The sequence below is a fragment of the Acidovorax sp. AC410 genome, from assembly GCF_979253235.1.
Genome location: NZ_CEEDCG010000001.1, coordinates 6,475,994 through 6,495,544, shown reverse-complemented (window position 1 = coordinate 6,495,544; position 19,551 = coordinate 6,475,994). Strand labels below are relative to the sequence as shown.

Annotated in this window: 14 protein-coding genes, 1 tRNA gene and 1 pseudogene; 9 read left to right on the top strand and 7 right to left on the bottom strand. The window is 68.1% G+C overall.

What is annotated here, in order from left to right; all coding sequences use genetic code 11:
• Positions 1-113 precede the first annotated feature (113 nt).
• On the bottom strand, positions 114-1,301 hold the full coding sequence (locus AC0IZS_RS30190; RefSeq protein ID WP_471639039.1) for an ABC transporter substrate-binding protein: 1,188 nt from the start codon (positions 1,299-1,301) through the stop codon (positions 114-116).
• A 406-nt stretch (positions 1,302-1,707) separates the two neighbouring features.
• Between AC0IZS_RS30190 and AC0IZS_RS30185 the strand changes: the two genes are divergently transcribed.
• The 6 genes from AC0IZS_RS30185 (at position 1,708) to AC0IZS_RS30160 (ending at position 9,786) form a co-directional block, all read left to right on the top strand.
• Complete coding sequence (locus AC0IZS_RS30185) at positions 1,708-2,880, top strand: HPP family protein (protein ID WP_471639038.1); 1,173 nt, start codon at positions 1,708-1,710, stop codon at positions 2,878-2,880.
• A gap of 402 nt (positions 2,881-3,282) precedes the next feature.
• A complete protein-coding gene (infA, locus tag AC0IZS_RS30180) occupies positions 3,283-3,531 on the top strand; it encodes a translation initiation factor IF-1 (protein WP_300073985.1) in 249 nt (82 codons plus the stop codon).
• Positions 3,532-3,768: 237 nt separating this feature from the next.
• A tRNA-Pro gene (locus AC0IZS_RS30175) sits at positions 3,769-3,845 on the top strand.
• 405 nt (positions 3,846-4,250) lie between these two features.
• Positions 4,251-5,078: a translesion DNA synthesis-associated protein ImuA gene (gene imuA, locus AC0IZS_RS30170; protein WP_471639037.1), complete on the top strand. Its 828-nt coding sequence runs from the start codon at positions 4,251-4,253 to the stop codon at positions 5,076-5,078.
• Positions 5,038-6,513, top strand: a complete 1,476-nt coding sequence (locus AC0IZS_RS30165) for a Y-family DNA polymerase (protein WP_471639036.1) — start codon at positions 5,038-5,040, stop codon at positions 6,511-6,513. The genes imuA and AC0IZS_RS30165 overlap by 41 nt, the downstream gene beginning before the upstream one ends.
• Positions 6,514-6,525: 12 nt before the next feature.
• Positions 6,526-9,786 (top strand): error-prone DNA polymerase, encoded by a 3,261-nt coding sequence (locus AC0IZS_RS30160; RefSeq protein WP_471639035.1) that lies wholly within the window; start codon positions 6,526-6,528, stop codon positions 9,784-9,786.
• Between the two features lie 276 nt (positions 9,787-10,062).
• Here the strand turns inward: AC0IZS_RS30160 and AC0IZS_RS30155 are convergent, their stop codons facing one another.
• The 3 genes from AC0IZS_RS30155 to AC0IZS_RS30145 form a co-directional block, all read right to left on the bottom strand.
• Positions 10,063-10,587 carry a M23 family metallopeptidase gene (locus tag AC0IZS_RS30155; RefSeq protein ID WP_471639034.1) on the bottom strand — a complete coding sequence of 175 codons (525 nt, stop codon included), beginning with the start codon at positions 10,585-10,587 and terminating at the stop codon, positions 10,063-10,065.
• A 69-nt stretch (positions 10,588-10,656) separates the two neighbouring features.
• A complete protein-coding gene (locus AC0IZS_RS30150) occupies positions 10,657-13,062 on the bottom strand; it encodes an AsmA family protein (protein ID WP_471639033.1) in 2,406 nt (801 codons plus the stop codon).
• Between the two features lie 133 nt (positions 13,063-13,195).
• Positions 13,196-14,167 (bottom strand): helix-turn-helix transcriptional regulator, encoded by a 972-nt coding sequence (locus tag AC0IZS_RS30145; RefSeq protein WP_471639032.1) that lies wholly within the window; start codon positions 14,165-14,167, stop codon positions 13,196-13,198.
• A 101-nt stretch (positions 14,168-14,268) separates the two neighbouring features.
• Here AC0IZS_RS30145 and AC0IZS_RS30140 point away from each other — a divergent pair, with 101 nt between their 5' ends.
• Both AC0IZS_RS30140 and AC0IZS_RS30135 read left to right on the top strand, forming a co-directional pair.
• Positions 14,269-14,928 (top strand): LysE family translocator, encoded by a 660-nt coding sequence (locus AC0IZS_RS30140; RefSeq protein WP_471639031.1) that lies wholly within the window; start codon positions 14,269-14,271, stop codon positions 14,926-14,928.
• A 39-nt stretch (positions 14,929-14,967) separates the two neighbouring features.
• On the top strand, positions 14,968-15,879 hold the full coding sequence (locus tag AC0IZS_RS30135; protein ID WP_471639030.1) for an RluA family pseudouridine synthase: 912 nt from the start codon (positions 14,968-14,970) through the stop codon (positions 15,877-15,879).
• On the opposite strand, the gene AC0IZS_RS30130 is transcribed toward AC0IZS_RS30135, so the two are convergent.
• The 3 genes and pseudogenes from AC0IZS_RS30130 to AC0IZS_RS30120 form a co-directional block, all read right to left on the bottom strand.
• Positions 15,880-16,560: a GntR family transcriptional regulator gene (locus tag AC0IZS_RS30130; protein ID WP_471639029.1), complete on the bottom strand. Its 681-nt coding sequence runs from the start codon at positions 16,558-16,560 to the stop codon at positions 15,880-15,882.
• Positions 16,561-16,610: 50 nt separating this feature from the next.
• Positions 16,611-17,375, bottom strand: coding sequence for a glutathione S-transferase family protein (locus AC0IZS_RS30125; RefSeq protein ID WP_471639028.1), 765 nt, complete (start codon positions 17,373-17,375; stop codon positions 16,611-16,613).
• Positions 17,376-17,389: 14 nt separating this feature from the next.
• A pseudogene (locus tag AC0IZS_RS30120) lies at positions 17,390-18,372 on the bottom strand (quinone oxidoreductase family protein).
• A 131-nt stretch (positions 18,373-18,503) separates the two neighbouring features.
• Between AC0IZS_RS30120 and AC0IZS_RS30115 the strand changes: the two are divergent.
• Entirely contained in the window at positions 18,504-19,547 is a 1,044-nt protein-coding gene (locus tag AC0IZS_RS30115) for an ABC transporter substrate-binding protein (RefSeq protein WP_471639027.1), read from the top strand.
• Positions 19,548-19,551: the final 4 nt, after the last annotated feature.

The following is a 19,551-nucleotide window of genomic DNA, read 5'->3' as shown; positions in this document are numbered from 1 at the left end:
TCCGGGCGCACGAAGGACTGGCCCGCCACATCGGCAGGCAAAGTCATTGTGTCAAATCCCGCAGGGCCAGGGCTGTGCAGGCAGGTGCCTGCCGCACAGCGGCCACTGGCGTGTTACGCCATGCGGCAGCCTGCGCCGCTGTCGGACAGGGCCTTGGCGGCGATGCCGACGACCTTGTTTTCCTTGTTCTCGACCACGCGCAGGTAGATGTCCTGTACGGGGTTGTGGGCCTTGCTCATGGTCCACTTGCCGCGCGGGCTGTCGATCACGGCGCCCTCCAGCGCCTTGTACAGGGCAGGCTTGGCGGCCAGATCGCCCTTGACGGCGTTGGCACCCTGCACCAGCAGCAGGCCGGTGTCATAGCCCTGCACGGCGTACACGTCGGGCTGGCTGCGGAAGGCCTTGGCGTATTCCAGCCGGAACTGCTTGTTGCGCGGCGTGTCCAGCGAATCGCTGTAGTGCATGGTGGTGATGATGCCGTCGGCCGCGGGGCCGGCCGCATCGAGCACGCCTTCGGTCAGGAAGCCCGAGCCATACAGCGGGATCTTGTCCTTGAGGCCGGCGGCCGCATAGTCCTTGATGAACTTGGCCGCGCCGCCACCGGCGAAGAAGCAGGCCACGGCATCGGGCTTGAGCGCGGCGATCTCGGTCAGCAGCGCCTGGAACTCCACGTTCGGGAAGGGCAGGCCCAGTTCCTTGACGATGGTGCCGCCGGCGGCGGTGTAGCTTTGCTTGAAGCCCTCGAAGGCTTCCTCGCCCGCAGCGTACTTCCAGGTGATCCAGACGGCCTTCTTGTGGCCCTTGTCCACCATCGCCTTGCCCAGCGCCAGCGTGGGCTGGGAGTTGCTGAACGAGGTGCGGAACACGTTGGGCGCGCACAGCCCCCGGGTGGCGGCATGCACGCCGGCGTTGGGGATCAGGTTGAGCACACCGGTGTCGCGCGCCACCTTCTGGATGCCCATCTGCACGCCCGAGTGCACGGTGCCGATCAGCACGTCCACCTTGTCGCGCTGCACCAGCTTGCTGGCGTTTTCCACGCCCTTGCTGGGCTCGGACTCGTCGTCCACCTTGAACCACTCGATCTCGCGCCCGCCGAGCTTGCCGCCCTGCTGGTCGATGGCCATGCGCACGCCGTTCTCGATGGCCACGCCCAGCTGGGCGAAGGTGCCCGTGTAGGGCAGCATGAAGCCCACGCGCACCTTGCCGCTCTGGGCCCGCACGATGGAGGGCAGCAGCAGGCCCGTGGAAGCGGCGCCGACGAGGGCTGCGCTGCGGCTGATGACGAGGCGGCGAGTGGTCATGGGGAGTGTCTCCTTTGTTTAGGCTTAAAGTAATTTAACCCCAAGCCCCTGTGTGAAAACCTATGGCTTACCCGTACCGGCGCTGGCTGCTGGCGTCCTTCAGCGGCCCAAGAGTGTGCTCCGTGGGGATTGTTTCCGGGCCATCCATGGCGAAAACAAGTGTGAAGTAAACTGCATTTGGCGTGGTTCACATGCAGTATAGAGCATGTTCTTAGAGCCATGTGCAGCCGTTTGAGGGGAAGCGGTAGGTAGTTTCGAGCATAGTCCACCCGTTTACCCACCGTGGCAGCAGCGGGTTTGCACCCAATTGGTGCACGGCAAGCCGCCACCCGGCACAATGGCTGGCTGCATGTCTGCACCGCACCCTTCCTCCATTCCCCCCTCTCCGGCGCCAGCGCCCGATCCCATGTCTTCGTCCACCCCGCGCGCGGCGGCACGGTCGTCCCCGCGCGTGCGTACTGCGCGCTGGCTGCGCCATTTCTGGCCGGCCCCGCTGGGCATCGATGGCCGCGAACGCCTGCGCTTCATCGTGGGTGCCGTGCTGGGCATCTTCCTGACGGCGGTGCTCAGCCGCTGGTGGGTGGGAGGCGGACATGCCCACGGGCCCTGGATGCTGGGCGCGCTGGGGGCCAGTGCCGTGCTGGTGTTCGGCATGCCGTCGAGCCCTCTGGCCCAGCCCTGGCCGGTGCTGGGCGGCAGCACCTTGTCGGCGATGGTGGGGGCCGTGTGTGCGGCGCTGGTGCCCGACCCTGCGCTGGCGGGTGCGCTGGCGGTGGGTCTGTCCATCGCGCTCATGGTGCCGCTGCGCTGCCTGCACCCGCCCGGTGGTTCCATGGCGCTGTACGTGGTGCTCACGGCGGGCGACGGCCTGCACCTGGCGGCGTTTCCTGTCCTGTTCAATGTGCTGGTGCTGTTGCTGGCAGGTGTGGTCTACAACAGCCTGACCGGGCGCAGCTACCCGCATCCGCAGCAATCGCCGGCGCGCACCGCCGTGGCCAAGGGGGCCTTTGCGGCATCGGACGTGGATGCGGCGCTGGCGCACTACAACCAGGTGCTGGACGTGAGTCGCGCCGACCTGGAGGGTTTGCTGCAGCTGGCGGGCCGCGCGGCCTTCCAGCGCACGCTGGGCGATGTGCGCTGCGCGGACATCATGTCCCGGCCGGCCATGGCGGTGGAGCAGGGCGTGTCGCTCAAGGACGCGTGGGCCTTGATGCGCAGCGAAAAGATCAAGGCCCTGCCCGTGGTGGATGCCAGCCGGCAGGTGCTTGGCATCGTCACGGTGGCCGATTTCATGCGGCTGGCCAACCTCGACCTGCACGAGGGCCTGGGCCAGCGCCTGCGCGCCCTGGTCAAGGGCCGCAGCGGCCAGCCCGCCAGTGTGGGCGAGATCATGTCGCACCCGGTGCAGGTGGCCCGGGTAGGCCAGCACGCCATGGACCTGGTGCCCCTGTTCTCGCAGGGTGGGCACCACCACATCCCCATCGTCGACGACGGCGGGCACCTCGTGGGCATCATTACCCAGACCGACCTGGTGCGCACCCTGGCGCTGGCCGTGCAGGGCCAGGATACGGCTGCTTGAAGGGGCTCTGGGGCCCTCTGGGGAGGCTCTGGTGCCGTCCCGCGACACTGCTGCGCCCGTGCCATAGGCAAGCCCCGGTACATCGCGGTACAATCGACAGGCTATGCACAGCGCTCTGCCTGTCCATTGATACGGATTTGCCTTTAACCGTGTAGCGTCGTTGGTTCGCCTTGCCGTGCTACAGCACTGTCTGCGGCTCCCGCCTGGCTACACGATCAAATGCAAATCCGTATGAAGCCGTCTCCCCGGCCCTCTGCCTGATCTGCGCCCCGGGTGCAGCGACTCCCACCGCCCGCAATGCACCGTGTGTCGAGCCCGACCACGCTGCATAGGCCGTGGTGGATGCCCCAGCGTTCAGGCGCCGATCACCAGATTTTTTGATTTTTGAAAAGACAAGAGAACATGGCCAAAGAAGAACTGATTGAAATGCAAGGCTCCGTGACCGAAGTGCTGCCCGACTCGCGCTTTCGCGTGACGCTGGAGAACGGTCACCAGCTGATTGCCTACACCGGCGGCAAGATGCGCAAGCACCACATCCGCATCCTGGCGGGTGACAAGGTCTCCCTGGAAATGTCGCCTTACGACCTCTCCAAGGGCCGCATCACCTTCCGCCACCTGGCTGGCCGCGGCCCTGGTCCGTCGAGCCGTTGATGCATGCGGGCGCACGGCCACGGATGTGGCCGCGCGCCGGTTGCTGGTTCGTCGTTTGGTCTTCTGGTTAGCTGGTTGGTTGTTGAAGTTGTTCCCCCATCGCCGCAGTTTGCATCGCCCTGGATGCATGACAGCACTGCCGATGGAACCCTGGTCCGGTGCAGTCGCTGCAAAAAAATCAAAAAAAGCGCGCATTTGGCCAGAACCCGAAATTTCCCGGGTTAGAATACGAGCTGTCGGAGCGTAGCGCAGCCTGGTAGCGCATCTGCTTTGGGAGCAGAGGGTCGCGAGTTCGAATCCCGCCGCTCCGACCATTATTGGCAAGGCCTGCAGAAGCAATTCTGCAGGCCTTTTGTCATTTCCGGGTCGCCATTGGCACGCGAGTGTGTTCGCGCTGACCCTGCCAGCGATAGTGCAACTGCTTGCCATCGCTGATCTCCCCGCATCATCCTTTCCCCCCGAGTTTTCTGCCGTTGTGGGTCATGAGGCCCGCGCAGCCTGGGCCAGCGCTCTGGCGGATGCCAATGACCTGCAGGAATGCTCTGAAAAGCCACCACGCGACCCGGAATCGGGTACGATAACTGGATGAAAACACAGTATTTGGCTTTCATCCCGGGCTCCATGCACAGGCATGCCCTGACCAGGGCCCTGGTGCGTCCGCAGCGGTTTTCCGCCGTCGCCTGACCTTTTGCGCATGTCCCCACTCGTTTGCCCCTCCCATGTCCGCCGTCCCCCTCCGTTCCCTGGCTGCCAGCGCAGCACCACGTCTGGCAGGCGTGTGGCTGGCCGACCAACTGGGCACATCCACTGCGGCACGGGTGCAGGCCACGGGACATGCGGGGCTCGATGCGCAACTGCCGGGCGGGGGCTGGCCCGTGGGTGCCATGGCCGAGGTGCTGCAGCCTGCAGCCGGGCTGCATGTCTGGCAACTGGTGCTGCCGGCACTGGCCCAGGCCACGGCCGCGCGGCCGGGGGCCGTGGTGCTGGTGGCACCGCCCCTTGAGCCTTTTGCGCCAGCCCTGCGCGCGGGTGGGTTGGATGCGGCGCGGCTGTGCCGTGTACAGACCACTTCTGCGACCCAGGCGCTCTGGGCGGCCGAGCAGGCCCTGCGCTGCCGCGACGTGCAGGCGGTGCTGGCCTGGCTGCCGCAGGCTGCGCCCGAATCACTGAGGCGGCTGCAGCTGGCAGCCGCGCAGATGGGGCAGCTGCTGTGGGTGTTTCGCCCGGCCAGGGCGCGCCAGCAGGCATCGCCTGCGCCGCTGCGGCTGTGGGTCGAGGCTGTCGATGGCTCGGGCGGTGCGCAGATGCAGGTGCAGGTGCTCAAGCGCCGCGGGCCGCCCATGGAGCAGGCCTTGGTGCTGCCCGCCAGCAACGCAGCGCTGGCCCGGGTGCTGGCCGCGTCGGCCGCGCGCGGCGAGGGGCGGCGTGCGCGGCCACAGCAGCGACCTGCCGTGGTGCTGCCGCTGGCGACGTGGCTGGACCGCTTGCCCGCAGGAGGTGTGCAGCATGCACTGGATCGCATGGCCGTTGCTGCCCACTCCCACTGATACCGATACGGACAGCACGGCCCGCCCTGGCGTGACCGTGCCGGCTGCGGCGGCTGGGCCGCGCCAGCCCGTTCCGCAGGCCCCGCACGCGCATTGGTGGGCGCTGCAGTTCACGCCGCGCGTGGCGAGGGTGGATGGCGAGGCCCTGCTGCTGGAGGTTTCGGCCACCGAGCGCCTGTGGGGCGGGCGTGAGGCGCTACTCGCGCAATTGCAGCTGCGCAGCCCACCATGGCCGGCCGATCCGTCAGGAGAAGCAGGGCCTGCGGAGCAAGCTAGGCGCTTGACGCCTTTTGCCGAGGCGTCCACCTCGCTGCAGGCCCTGGCTTTGCTGCGCCTGCAGCTGGCAGGCCAGCCGCTGCCCAGGCACCTGCCCGATGGCCTGCCGCTGCACACGCTGACGGCGCTGCACCCGCACCTGCCGAGCCTGGCACGCATGGGCTGCCGCACCTGGGGCGCCTTGCGCGCGCTGCCGCGCGACGGCGTGGCACGGCGTCTGGGCGCGGCCGTGCTGCTGGCGCTGGACCGGGCTTACGGCCATATCGCCCACAACCACGCCTGGGTGGAGTTGCCCGAGCGCTTCGAGCTGACGGCCGAGCTGCCCGCGCTGGCCACCTCGGCCGATGCCTTGCTGTGGTCCGCCAGCCGCCTGTTGTCGGCCCTGCAGGCCTGGCTGCAGGCGCGCCAGCAGGGCGTGCTGGCGCTGGAGCTGGCCTGGCGGCATGACCTGCGCCGGGTCGATGGCGTGCCCATCGCCCCCTGGCATGCGCTGCCCGTGCGCACGGCCCAGCCCACGCACGAACTGGCCCACCTGCGCCGTCTGCTGGCCGAGAACCTGGCGCGCACGCCCCTGGCCGCGCCGGCCAACCAGATCACGCTGCGCGTGCTGGAGACCGCACCGCTGCCCCATGCCAGCGCCCACCTGCTGCCGCCCGATGGATCGTCGGCCGCCGGTGACCAGGAGGGCGAGGCCTGGCACCAACTGGTCGAGCGCCTCTCCGCCCGCCTGGGGGCCGGGCAGGTGCAGTCCGTCACCCTGCTCGCAGACCACCGGCCCGAATGCATGCAGCGCTGGCAGCCCATGGCCGAAGCCGGGCCGGTGCCAGCAGCGAAGCCGCCGCAGGGCGAGCACGCGCCCGAGGCCGTGCTGTGGCCCACCTGGCTGCTGCGCACCCCACAGCGCCTGGCCATGCAGGGCCATCGGCCGTGCTACCAGGGCCCGCTGCGCATGCTGGCCGGGCCGCACCGGTTCGACATGGCCTGGTGGGAGGAAGGCGAGAGCCAGGTCCCCGCCAGTGCCAGCGACATGGTGCAGCGCGACTATTTCGTGGCCGTGAGCCCGGGGGCGGGGCGCGTCTGGGTGTTCCGTGAACGACCGGTGCATGCGCTGCCGGCGACGTCGGCAGACCACTGGTTCCTGCAGGGCCTGTATGCATGAGCGGACCGGCACATGACCCACACCCTTCCTGACCGCAGCCCCACCGGGGTGGCCTCGCCGCCTGCCTTGCCGGACTATGCCGAGCTGCACTGCATCTCCAGTTTCAGCTTCCAGCGCGGCGCCTCGCAGCCCCGGGACCTGGTGGAACGTGCGGCCGAGCTGGGCTACCGGGCCCTGGCGCTGACCGACGAGTGCTCGGTGGCCGGCGTGGTGCGGGCCCATGGCCCGGCCAAGGAACTGGGCCTGCAGTTCATCCCGGGCAGCGAGTTCGCCTACCCGGGCTTTCGGCTGGTGGCATTGCCGCGCAACGTCGAGGGCTGGGGCAACCTGTGCGAGTTCATCAGTGCGGCACGCCGTACCGCACCCAAGGGGACCTATGAACTGGGGCCTGTGTCCGATGTGGCGCGGCTGCAGGACTGCGAGCTGCTGCTCATTCCCGACCGCAGCCTGCAACATGCACTGGAGACCGATGCCTTGCTGGCTTGCGTCCGCCAGGCGCAGGTGAATTTCGGGCAGCGCTTCTGGCTGGGCGTGGAACTGCTGCTCGCGCCCGATGACGACCTGTGGCTGGCCACGCTGCAGCAGGTGGGACTCCAGGCGGGCGTGTCCCTGGTGGCTGCGGGCGACGTACACATGCACCTGCGCTCGCAAAAGCGCCTGCAGGACGTGATCACCGCCGTGCGCCAGGGCTGCACCGTGGCAGAGTGTGGCTTTGCGCTGCAGCCCAATGCCGAGCGCCACCTGCGCCAGCGCGTGCGCCTTGCCGGCATCTATCCACCCGAACTGCTTGAGGCCACGCTGGAGATCGCGGCACGCTGCACCTTCAGCCTCGACGAGATCAAGTACCAGTACCCGCTGGAGGCCGTGCCCGAGGGCATGACGCCTGCGGAGGGCTTGGCCTGGCTGACCTGGGCGGGGGCGCAAAGCCGCTACCCGCAGGGCGTGCCGGACAAGGTGGTGGCGCAGATACTGCGCGAACTCGCGCTGATCGCCGACTGTGCGTACGAGATGTATTTCCTCACCGTGCACGACATCGTGCGCTTTGCGCGGGGCGAGGGCATCCTGTGCCAGGGCCGGGGTTCGGCCGCCAACTCCGCCGTCTGCTACTGCCTGGGCATCACCGAAGTGGATCCCGAGCGCACCAAGCTGCTGTTCGAGCGCTTCATCAGCAAGGAGCGCAAGGAACCGCCCGACATCGACGTGGACTTCGAGCACAACCGGCGCGAGGAGGTCATCCAGTACGTCTACGGCAAGTACGGCCGCAACCGCGCTGCCATTGCCGCCGTGGTCACCAGCTACCGCACCCGCAGCGTGCTGCGCGATGTGGGCAAGGCGCTGGGCGTGCCTGCGCAACTGGTCGATGCCTTTGCCAAGGACCACCACTGGTTCGATGAGGAATTCGCAGCGCACCGCCTGCAGGAGATGGCGCAGGCCATGGGCGAGCACCTGGGCCTGCACACGGCCGAGCTGTGGCTGCAGCTGTCGGCCCAGCTCAAGGGCTTTCCGCGCCACCTGAGCCAGCATGTGGGCGGCTTTGTGCTCACGCAGGGGCTGCTCACGCGCATTGTTCCGGTGGAGAACGCGGCCATGGTGGACCGCTCCATCATCCAGTGGGACAAGGACGACCTCGACGACATGGGGCTCATGAAGGTGGATGTGCTGGCCCTGGGCATGCTCAGCGCGCTGCGCCGCTGCCTGGACCTGCGTGCAGACCTGCGCGGCGAGCGCTGGTCGCTGGCCCAGGTGCCGGCCGAAGACCCCGCCACCTACGACATGATCTGCGCCGCCGACACCGTGGGAGTCTTCCAGATCGAAAGCCGCGCCCAGATGAGCATGCTGCCGCGCCTGCGGCCAAAGGTGTTCTACGACCTGGTGGTGGAGGTCGCCATCGTGCGGCCGGGGCCCATCCAGGGCGGCATGGTGCATCCCTACTTGCAGGCACGCGAAAAGCAGCGCAAGGGCGAGCCCTTGAAGCTGGAGAGTGAAGAGCTCGGTGAGGCATTGGAGCGCACGCTGGGCATCCCTATCTTCCAGGAGCAGGTGATGCAGATCGCGATGATCGCCGCCAAATTTTCCGCATCCGAGGCCGATGCGCTGCGCCGGTCCATGGCCGCATGGAAACGCACGGGCGGGGTACACCATTTCGAGAAGCGGCTGATCGACGGCATGGTGGACAACGGGTACAAGCTGGAGTTCGCCCAGCGCGTCTTCAAGCAGATGCTGGGCTTCGGCGAATATGGCTTCCCCGAAAGCCATGCGTTCAGCTTCGCCCTGCTGGCCTACAGCAGCAGCTGGCTCAAATGCCATGAGCCCGCCTGCTTTCTGACAGCGCTGCTCAACTCGTTGCCGATGGGCTTCTACACCGCCTCCCAACTGGTGCAGGACGCCCGCCGCCACGGCGTGCGCGTGCTGCCCATCGACGTGACCCGCAGCGACGTGGACTGCACGCTGGAAGGCACGCCCGAGAGGCTGCGGCCCGACAAGGGCCTGCCGGCACCGCTGCTGCCCCAACCCGCGGTACGCCTGGGCCTGCGCCTGGTCGGCAGCCTGGAAGAGGGCGCAGCCGAGCGCCTGGTGGCAACCCGTGCGCAGGGGCCCTTTGCCAGCACCGAAGACCTGGCCCTGCGCGCGCGCCTGAACCACCAGGACATGCAGATACTCGCTGCGGCCGACGCGCTGGCCCGCCTCTCGGGCCACCGGCGCCAGCAGATGTGGGATGCGTCTGCCCAGCATGCCGCACCGGCCCTGCTGCGCGACGTGCCGGTGAACGAGGCCCCGCTGCAGCTGCCCGAGGCGCCCGAGGGCGAGGAGATCCTGTTCGACTACGCCGCCACCGGCCTCACCTTGCGCCGCCACCCGCTGGCGCTGCTGCGCCACCGGCTCGCGCGCTGGCGCCTGCTCACGGCACTGCAACTGCGCAACATGCCCGATGGCCGGCTGGTGCGCGCCTGCGGCATCGTCACCGTGCGCCAGCGGCCCGGCTCGGCCAAGGGCACCATGTTCGTCACGCTGGAGGACGAGACCGGCCCCGTCAACGTTATCGTCTGGCCGGCCATGGTGGAGCAGTGGCGCGACGCCATCCTGCGCTCACGCCTGCTGGCCGTGCAGGGGGTGTGGCAGTGCAGCCGGCATGGCGAGGATGAAGAAAGAGGGAAAGACGTCGCAGACGAAGCCTTCGTGGTGCGCCACCTGGTGGCCCAGCGCTTCAAGGATCTGACCCCGCTGTTGGGCCGCATGGCTGGGGCACTCGATGGCAGCCGGGACTTCCATTGATACGGATTCGCCTTTGACCGCCTAGCGTCGTTGGTTCGCCTTGCCGTGCTATCGCACTGTCTGCGGCTTCCCGCCTAGTGTCCCGAGTTGGAAGTTCGTTGAAGAAATAAATCTGCCGAAATCGCTGCCAAGCTAGGCGCAAAGCGCAGACATGCCGGGCGCATGGCGAGCATTTGCAACGACGCATGGCGGGGATTGTCGGCAGATTTATTCAACGAATTTCTAACTCGGGACACTAGCTATACGATCAAATGCAAATCCGTATGAGCGTTACCGCTACTGCCCTTTCAGATAAGCGCCTGGGTCCATGAAGAAGGCCTTCTTGTAACCCTGGGTCTCCCCATCGATCTTCCATGGCGCAGGCAGCAGCCGCACGATGGAATAGTGCAGGTGCGGTGGCTTGCCCTGGGCATTGCCGCTAGCCCCCACGGTGCCGATGGGGCTGCCCGAGGTCACCGGCGCCAGCGCATGGGTGCTGATGCGGTCCAGGTGCGCGAAGTAATGCAGGCGCCAGCGCGGTCCCAGCACCAGCACCACCTTGCCGCCCTTGGCGATCTCGCCCGTGAACAGTACCAGGCCGTCTGTGGTGCTGAGCACCGGCGTGCCCGTCTTGCCGAAGATGTCGATGCCCTTGTGAACGCCCGAGGTGCCCCAGGGCTCGAACCAGAACGACTGTGCATTCCAGTCCCTCGCCGTGGCTCCGGCCACAGGGATCTTCACGCGTTCGGGCACGACAAGGCCAATGGCCAGCAGGGCCAGCAGGGCCAGCAAGACCAGACCCATGGTTTTCAGAATTTTCATGCAGGGAGGGCGCGGAACGCTCGGGAAAGGAGATGGGGAATTATTCCCGCACCCATGCCCCTTTGGCCGTCAGCGCGCAACTCCCGGCTTGCTTGCCGCGCGCCGCGCCGGCTCGGACGCGGTGCCCGCTGCCCCCTGGGCGCCGGGCTTCACGGGCTCCTTGGCCAGGTCCAGCAGCGGCTTGCAGTAGGTGTCGTCATCGGCGGCGGGCACGGTGATGGGAATCACGGCCAGGGCCACCGGTGCCGCCACGGCAGCGATCACGGCGGCGCCTGCACGCAGCAGCAGCGGGCCGGGCTCCACACCGACGTTCGGGTTGCCGAAGGTGCCCTTGACATACAGCGGCGTGCGCAGCGAGAAGAACTTCCACTCCAGCGACTCGGGCTTGATGCGCATGTTCATTTCTTCCGTGCCCAGGTCGATGGTGCCGGTTGCCTCGATCACCGCATCGTCGGTGCTCATCTTCACCACGCGGGTCTGGGCCAGGCCATCGACCACGGTGAAGTCGGCCACCGCACAGCGCAAGCGTACCTCCTTGTCGTCGCCGAACAGCTTGCCCATGATGATGCTGCCCACGTTGAGGGAGGCCAGGTCCAGCATCTGCTTGCTCAGCGTTCCCTCGCGCACATACAGCCGCGCCTCGCCCGTGCCCTTGCCCAACAGGCCCGCCACGCTGTTGCCCTGGCTTTGCAGCGCCACGGCACCATCCATGCGGCCAAAGCTCTTCTTCATCAGTTCCACCTTGGGGAACAGGGCCGAGAGCTTGAGCCCTTCCACCTTGCCGCGGATCTGCGCCTTGAGTGGCGGGGTGCGGCCATCGATGCTCACCTCTGATTCGATCTTGCCCTCGGCCACGCCGAAGGTCAGCGGCGCCAGCCTGAGCTGCGCGTTGTCCATCACGGCACGCATGCTCAGGTTCTCGAGCGGCAGGCTTTCGGGGCGGATGATGTTCTTGCCCTTGAACTGGATGTCCATGTCCATGGCGCTCCAGCGCTCGGCGGCGAACTTCGCGTCCGGCAGCACCTTGCCTTTGTCATTGCCCTTGCCTTTACCGCGGTGGGTGTTGTCGCTTGCCGTGGTGCCCAGGGCCGGGCCCAGGTCGGTCAGGCGCAGCTGGTTCGAGTTCATGCTGCCCGTGAGCTTGGGCCGCGGCTTGCCCGATGTGTACTTGAGGTCGCCCTGCAGGTCGCTCTGGCCCACCTTGCCGTGGAAGTCGCTGTAGCTCCACACGGCGCGCTCGGGCTCCAGGCTGCCGGTCAGGCGCCCGCGCGTTTCGAACGGCGGCGTGCTGGGCAGCACCAGGCCGGTCACCTCGTACAGGTCGGCCATGCTGTCGGCCTTGAGCATCACGTCGAAGTCCATGCCCGACAGTGCCCCGGGGTTGGCCAGGATGCCTTCTGCCGACAGCGCCGCACTGCCTGCGGTGGCTTCGATCTGCAGCGGGTAGTTGACGACCCTGTCGCGCAGGCTGATCACCTGGCCGGCGCGGCCGCTGCCCTGGACCTGTGCCTTGGCAATCCGGCCCTGCAGCTCGAATTGCAGACCATAGGGCACGGGCGTGCTGCTCCCGCTACCCTTGCTGGCCGCCACATCGCGCGAGGCGGCGGCTTCGGCCGAGGATGCGGCGGCTGACGCAGGCAGCACGGATGCCTTGGCCGCCTCTGCGCTGCCAGCCTGCGAGGGATCAACCGGCTCCGTGGTGTTCACCTGCGCCTGCAGGTCCACGTCCTTCTGGGCATCGGCATAGGCCAGCAACCCCTGGTTGACCACCAGCCGGCCCACGTCGAAGGTCCAGCGGCTCTTGGGGGCGTCTTCGTCCTTGTGCTTGAAGGTCCAGTTGTTGCTGCCGTCCTTGGTGCGGGCCAGGGCGATCTCCGGGTCGGTCAGAGCCACGGTGTCGATGGCCAGGTGGCGCGAGAGCAGCGGCAGCAGGCTGACGGAAGCGCTGACACTGCCGATGCGGGCCATGGTCGCGGTGCCGGGCAGGGTGGCCTTGGTCGGCGGCGTGGATGCCGGGGCCGATCTTGCCGAGGCAGCACTGGCAGGGGCTCTGGCAGCGGTGGTGTCTTGTGCCTTGTCGCTCCCCTTGGCCTTGCCTTTCTGCTTGCCATCACCGCTGAACGGCGGCTCGAACCCGGTCGGGTTGTCCATCACCAGGCGCTCGGCCTTCACCGTCACGCCAGGCACCCAGCGGCGCCAGCCTTCTTCCAGCGGCTGCGGCCAGCGCCAGGCGGCCGACAGATCGCCCTCGATCTCGAAGCGCCGGTCCGTGGCCTCGCTGACCTTTTCGTTAACCCAGGGTTTGTAGCGGTTCCAGTCCATCAGCGACAGCACCACACCGGCGAGGACGGCCAGGCCCACGAGCAGGCCCGCGAGCACGAGCGCCCACTTCACGGCCCGGTGCAGAGGCTTGCGTGCAGGGCGGCCGGCCGCCGGAGGCGGGCTGGGCATGTCGGTCGATGGCGTGGCGGGCATGGGGCAGGTGTCATCCAAAAGCGCGAAGATCGGAACACTTGCTGCAGGCCAGCGGCCTGTTGGGTGCGGTTGGGCGATGCTAGCCCGCAACGGCGCTGCCAGGGCCCCTGCACAACCAACTGCCGCCCTTGTCCTACAGCCCTGGCGCGGCGCTGCCAGCCGCAGCCTTGCGCAGCAAGGCATGGGCGCATTCGGTCAGCGCATCGCGCAGGGCCGGCGGGTGCAGCACTTCAAAATCGAAGGACAGGCGTGCCAACTGCCGCGCATACCAGGCGAGGTCGTCGACCTGGCTGTGCAGCAGCACGCCACCTGCTTGTGGCGCAAACAGGCCGATGGCATCGAACAGCTCTTCGCGTGCCGTGGCCAGGTCGGTGTGCAGCAGCACCTGCACGCTGAACGCGCGCGGCAGTGAGGCCACGCCCAGGGCCAGGTGGCGCACGGCATCGAAATCCTCGGGAACGCCGAACGATGCGGGCAGCGGCTGCACGCCCTGCATGCGGTCGAGCCGGAACGAGCGCAGCCCGCCGCGCAGATGGCAGTGCCCCACGGCATACCAGCGCCCGCCGCGCCAGGCCAGGCCGTAGGTGTCGAACGCGCGCTCGCTCACCTCGCCCTGGGGCGTGCGGTAGGCCAGTTGCACGCGCTGGCGCGCATGGGCCGCTGCACTCAGGGTGAACAAGGCCTGGTTGTCTGCGGGGGTGTCAGGGTGCGCCAGGTCCAGTTGCACCGTGTCGCCCAAGGCACGTATGCGGCGCCGCAGCGGCTCGGGCATCACGCGCTCGAGCTTGGCGCGGGCGCTTTCCACGGCCGGCGCGGCCTCGGCCAGACCCAGGCGGCGCGCGGCCAGCAGGCCCACCGACAGGGCCAGCGCCTCGTCGTCGGTGAACACCATGGGCGGCAACTTGAAGCCTGGCATCAGCCGGTAGGCGCCGTAGCGCCCGCGCTCGGCCACCACCGGTATGCCCAGGTCTTCGAGTTTGCGGATGTAGCGGCGCAGCGTGCGGCCATCCACCTCCAGCCGCTGGGCCAGTTCGGTGCCGCTCATGGCGCCGCGCGCCTGGAGCAGTTCCAGCACGCTGAGCACACGGGTGGTGGGGGAGGTCATGGGGCCATGGTGTTATCGAATCAGGGCCGATTGTGTCCTGATTCGTTTTTACATTGCCATCAGGCGGCTCCGAGTCCGGGGCTGGATGGGAGGGTTTGGCAATGGAATGGGCAATCGATTCTCTGGCGCTGCAGCACACGGCGCACCTGTGGCTGTTCTTCGTGGTGCTGCTCGGCGTGGTGGCGCTGCCGGGGCTGGACATGGCCTTCGTCATGGCCAGTTCGCTGGTGGGCGGACGCCGCGCCGGCCTGGGCGCGGTGGCCGGCATCATGGCCGGGGGCGCCTGCCACACGGCCATGGGGGCGCTGGGTGTGGGGGTGGTGCTCAAGCTGTTCCCCACCGCCTTCAACGCACTGCTGCTGGCGGGCGCGGCCTATGTGGCCTGGATGGGCGTGGCGCTGCTGCGCAGCCACTCGGCCTTCGATGGCGCGGTGCATACGCGCCGGCGGCCGCTGGCGGCCACCTTCGGCAAGGCCGTGCTCACCTGCCTGATGAACCCCAAGGCCTATGTCTTCATGCTGGCCGTGTTCCCGCAGTTCCTGCGGCCTGAGCACGGCCCCATCTGGGCCCAGGCCGTGGTCATGGGGCTCATCATCGCCGCCACCCAGGCCGGGGTCTATGGCGTGGTGGCACTGGGCGCGGCCCGGGCGCAGCGCAGCCTGCAGGGCAATCCGCAGGCCAGCGTGTGGACGGCGCGGGCTGTGGGCGCCTTGCTGCTGCTGGCCTCGGCCTGGACGGCATGGGAAGGCTGGCGGCTATAGCGAGGAAAGGGGGGAAAGGGGCCTCTAGAATCGCCCACCATGCACAGCCCCCACCACCCTTTCGCCCCGCCCATGCGCGACGGCGTGGGCGCCAGTTGCGTGGTGCTGCCCACCCATGGGCAGGGCAGCATGCTCGACTTCCTGGCCGAGCGCCTGCCTGCGGTGGACCGCGCCCAATGGCTGGCCCGCATGCTGGCTGGCGACGTGGTGGACGAGCGCGGTGCCCCGGTCGCACCCGCACGCCCCTTCGAAGGCGGGCTGCGCGTGTACTACTACCGCCACCTGGCAGACGAGCCCGAGGTGCCGTTCACCGAAACCGTGCTCTACCAGGACGAGCACCTGCTGGTGGCCGACAAGCCGCACTTCATGCCCGTTACGCCCTCGGGCCGCTACCTGCAGCACACGCTGTTGGTGCGCCTCAAGCGCCGCCTGGGCCTGCCCGAACTGTCACCCCTGCACCGCATCGACCGCGACACGGCCGGGCTGGTGCTGTTCTCGGTGCAGCAGCGCACGCGCGGCGCCTACCAGGCGCTGTTCCGTGACCGCACCATCACCAAGCACTACGAGGCCGTGGCGCCCTGGCGCGCGGACATCGCCTTTCCGCGCGAGCACCGAAGCCGCATGGAAGAGAGCCCTCAGTTCTTTCGCATGCACGAGGTGCCGGGCGAGCCCAACAGCCACACCCACATGGAAGTATTGGAGAGGAGGGGCGACTGGGCGCTGTACCGCCTGTCGCCCATCACCGGCAAGCGCCACCAGCTGCGCGTACACATGGCGGCGCTGGGCCTGTCGCTGCGCAACGATGCGTTCTACCCGGTGGTCAACGACCCGCCTGAGGGCGACTATTCGCGCCCGCTGCAGCTGCTGGCACGCTCGCTGGAATTCACCGATCCGCTCACGGGCGAAGGCCGGCAGTTCGCCAGCCGGCTGCAGCTCAATACACTGGATTGATCAGCCGCGCGGCACGCTGCCGCGGGCTACTGCATCCACGTAGACATTGCCGCCGCTCGAGATGTGCCGGCCCATGTGGCGGTCGGCCGCGTCCTCGTCACCGTCGAGGATGGCCTTCATGATGTCCTGGTGCTCGGCCAGCGAGTTGCGCACGCGGTTGGGCCGGTCGAACAGCGAGCGCTGCGGGTGCCGCATGCGCAGGCGCATCTGGCGCAGCTGGCGCGCCAGCACCTCGTTGAGGCTGCCGTCGTAGATGGTCTGGTGGAACCAGCGGTTGGCCTCTTCATAGGCCACGGAATCGTCCTTGGCGGCTGCCTCCTCGCAGGCGCGAAAGGAGGCCTGCAGGTCCCGGCGCAGGGCTGCCGGCATGCGCCGTGCCGACAGGCGCGCGGCCAGGCCTTCGAGCTCGGTGAGCATCTCCAGCATGGCCACGTACTCGGTGAGCGAGAGCGTGGCGACCACGGCGCCATGGCGCGGCACCATCTCCACCAGGCCGGCGGTGGCCAGCTGCTGGATGGCTTCGCGCGCCGGGGTGCGCGACACGTCGAAGCGCTCCATCAGCTCCTGCTCGTCGATGCTGCAGCCGGCATACAGCTTGCCGGAGATGATCTCTTCCTCCAGGGCCTCGCGGATCTTGTCGCTGAGGTTGACGCGGGGCGGTGTCGTGGTAGTGGTGGCCATGTTCGTAGTGGCCGAATGATAATGCGCGGGCGCTCGCATCGCTCTCGGGCTCAGCTCGGGGTGGCCATACCGCGTTGCCGCTCCTGCAGCACCTCGCCAAACAATTGCAGGCGCGCTGCGGCAAACGCCGGGCGCTGCTGCATGGCCTGCCACCAGCCATGCACGCGCGGGTGCGACGCTTCGGCCAGCGCTGCGGGCTCGATCTCCGCAATGCGCGCGATGAAGGGCGCGGCGGCAATGTCCGCCAGCGAGTAATTTGCGCCCATCAGCCACAGCGAAGAGGGTGCCAGCATGCCTTCCATGCGGTCCACCAGCAGCAGCAGCTTGCGCAGGGCCTCGGCCTTTTCCTCCTCGGTATAGGGCTTGCGGGCAATGCGCACCCAGGCCTCGCGCCGCTCGGCGGTCGGGATGCGTGCCAGCTTGTCCTGCAGCTCCTGGTCGCTCCACTGCTGTGCGGTGGACTGCAGCATCAGGCTCCAGTTCAGGATCAGCAGGTGGGGCAGCGACTTCTCGTCGGTCCAGCGCACGAAGTTGCGCATCTGTGCCAATTCGTAAGGATCGACGGGGCGCAGCGGGGGCTCTGGGGCAATGTCGTCCAGGTACTCGCAGAGGGTCGAGCTTTCGTGCAGGAAGCGGCCGGGGGATATTTCGAGCGCCGGCACCACCCCATTCGGGTTCATGGCCAGGAATTCGGGCGCGTGCTGCTCCTGCCGGCTCAGGTCCACGGCCACGCTCTCGTAGGGAATGTTTTTTTCGGCAAGGCAAAGGCGCACGCGGCGCGAGGCGCTCGACAGCCAGGCATGGAAGAGTCTCATGGTGTTTCGATGCTTCAAGGGATGAGAACGGGTGCGCCGGTGGTGGCGCGGCTTTCGAGATCGCGATGCGCCCGCTGCACCTCGGCCAGCGGGTACCGCTGGCCTATGCCCAGCCGCACATGGCCGTCGCGAACGGCATCGAAGAAGGCCTGCGCCGACGCGCGCAGCTCGGCCGGGTCGGCCACGAAGCTGCGCAGGGTGGGGCGGCACACGCTGAGCGATTTCGCATGCAGGATCTGCAGGTCGAAGGCCTCCACATCGCCCGATGCCGTGCCGTAGTTGACCGCCAGCCCGCGCGGGCGCAGGCACTGCAGCGAGGGCAGGAACACATCCTTGCCCACCGCGTCGTACACCACGCCCACCCCCACGCCGCCGGTGAGCTCCAGCGTGCGGGCCACGAAGTCCTCGCGGCGGTAGTCGATCACGTGGTGGCAGCCATGCGCCAGCGCCACCTCGGCCTTGGCGGCCGAACCCACGGTGCCGATCACCGTGGCGCCCAGCGCGCGCGCCCATTGCGACAGGATGAGCCCCATGCCGCCTGCGGCCGCATGCACCAGCACCGACTCGCCGGGGCGCACCACGTACAGGCGGCGCAGCAGGTACTCGGCCGTCAGGCCGCGCAGCAGGTTGGCGCCCGCAATGTCCTCGGCTATCCAGTCCGGCAGCGCCACCACCCGGTGTGCCGGCACGTTGCGCGTGACCTGGTAGGCGCCCGGGTGCAGGCAGGCCACTGGCTGGCCCGCCGTGAAGGCGGTCCCCCCGGGCCCACCGCCTGCACCACGCCCGCTCCCTGGGCACCGGGGGTGATGGGGAAGGGCGTGGCCGAGTGCGGGCCGTGGCCGCCGCGGCGCTGGTAGATGTCCGCGAAATTGAGGCCGATGGCCGTCTGGCGGACCTGGACCTCGCCCGAGGCGGGTGCGGGGACGTCGACTTCCACGGCTTCAAGCACGTCGGCCTCGCCGTGGCGGTGGAAATGGATGGAGGGGCTTTTTGTCATGGCAGCGCCATTAGAGCTTTTGAATCGGTCTTAAAAAATACATACAAACCATTAGTGTATTTTTATAAATGTTCTGTGCATACTGAAAAAAGGCCGACACCGATCGGTCACCAACGATCAGGAGACAACCCATGTTCTTGCGCAGACGAGAGTTCGGTGTGATGGCGGCCAGCGCACTGGCCTTTCCCGCGATAGTCCGCGCCCAGGCCGCGAGCCTGGGCGCCCTGCACGACGCCGCCCGCAAGGAGGGCGAACTCACCTGGTACACGGTGCCCCAGACCTCCGAGGTCGCCGAGAAGATGGGCCGCACCTTCACGGCCCGCTACCCGGGTATCAAGGTGAACGTGGTGCGCACCACGGCGCAGGTGGCCTACCAGCGGCTCAACCAGGACCTCAAGGCCGGCACGCCCAACTGCGACGTGTTCACCTCCACGGACCTGGCGCACTACGTGGACCTCAAGGGCCGCAACCTGCTGCTCAAGTTCCTGCCGGCCGCCGTGGCCCGGCAGGACAAGCGCGTGCAGAACATGGACCCGGACGGCTACTTCCACGCATCGAGCTGCTTCATGATGGGCCTGGTCTACAACACCCAGAAGGTCTCGGCCGCCGCGGCCCCCAAAAGCTGGGCCGACCTGCTCGACCCGAAATGGAGCGGCGCTGCCCTGGTGGCGCACCCCGCCTACAGCGGCGCGGCCGGCGCCTGGTGCATCGAGATGCGCAAGCTCTACGGCGACGATTTCTTCAAGAAGCTGGCGGCCAACAAGGCGCACGTCAGCCGCTCGACCATCGACGCGGTGACGGCGGTGATTTCCGGCGAGTCATCGGTCTCCGCCGGGCCCATGAGCCTGGCCGCCCGCTCCGCAGCCAAGGGCAACCCGGTGGCCACGCTGGCGCCCAAGGAAGGGCCGGTGCTGATCCTTTCGCCCACGGGCATCCTGTCCAACACGCGCCGGCCTAATGCCTCCAGGCTGTTCATGGAGTGGATGCTGGGCAGCGAGGACACCGAACGCATCTCGGTCGAGGAGTTCAGCGTGCCGCTGCGCGCCAACGCCAAGCCCGCGCCCGGTGTGATCGGCCTGGGCGACGCCAATCCGCTGCTGGCGCCCACGCCGCCGCAGATGGTCGCGCAGATCCCCAAGGTGATCGACGCCTGGCGGGAGGCCTTCGGTGTCTGACGCC

Excerpts from the sequence above, each read along its gene's own strand:
- AC0IZS_RS30190 (WP_471639039.1), bottom strand. The coding sequence starts at position 1,301 with ATGACCACTCGCCGCCTCGTCATCAGCCGCAGCGCAGCCCTCGTCGGC.
- AC0IZS_RS30185 (WP_471639038.1), top strand. The coding sequence starts at position 1,708 with ATGTCTTCGTCCACCCCGCGCGCGGCGGCACGGTCGTCCCCGCGCGTG.
- infA (WP_300073985.1), top strand. The coding sequence starts at position 3,283 with ATGGCCAAAGAAGAACTGATTGAAATGCAAGGCTCCGTGACCGAAGTG.
- imuA (WP_471639037.1), top strand. The coding sequence starts at position 4,251 with ATGTCCGCCGTCCCCCTCCGTTCCCTGGCTGCCAGCGCAGCACCACGT.
- AC0IZS_RS30165 (WP_471639036.1), top strand. The coding sequence starts at position 5,038 with ATGCACTGGATCGCATGGCCGTTGCTGCCCACTCCCACTGATACCGAT.
- AC0IZS_RS30160 (WP_471639035.1), top strand. The coding sequence starts at position 6,526 with ATGACCCACACCCTTCCTGACCGCAGCCCCACCGGGGTGGCCTCGCCG.
- AC0IZS_RS30155 (WP_471639034.1), bottom strand. The coding sequence starts at position 10,587 with ATGAAAATTCTGAAAACCATGGGTCTGGTCTTGCTGGCCCTGCTGGCC.
- AC0IZS_RS30150 (WP_471639033.1), bottom strand. The coding sequence starts at position 13,062 with ATGCCCGCCACGCCATCGACCGACATGCCCAGCCCGCCTCCGGCGGCC.
- AC0IZS_RS30145 (WP_471639032.1), bottom strand. The coding sequence starts at position 14,167 with ATGACCTCCCCCACCACCCGTGTGCTCAGCGTGCTGGAACTGCTCCAG.
- AC0IZS_RS30140 (WP_471639031.1), top strand. The coding sequence starts at position 14,269 with ATGGAATGGGCAATCGATTCTCTGGCGCTGCAGCACACGGCGCACCTG.
- AC0IZS_RS30135 (WP_471639030.1), top strand. The coding sequence starts at position 14,968 with ATGCACAGCCCCCACCACCCTTTCGCCCCGCCCATGCGCGACGGCGTG.
- AC0IZS_RS30130 (WP_471639029.1), bottom strand. The coding sequence starts at position 16,560 with ATGGCCACCACTACCACGACACCGCCCCGCGTCAACCTCAGCGACAAG.
- AC0IZS_RS30125 (WP_471639028.1), bottom strand. The coding sequence starts at position 17,375 with ATGAGACTCTTCCATGCCTGGCTGTCGAGCGCCTCGCGCCGCGTGCGC.
- AC0IZS_RS30115 (WP_471639027.1), top strand. The coding sequence starts at position 18,504 with ATGTTCTTGCGCAGACGAGAGTTCGGTGTGATGGCGGCCAGCGCACTG.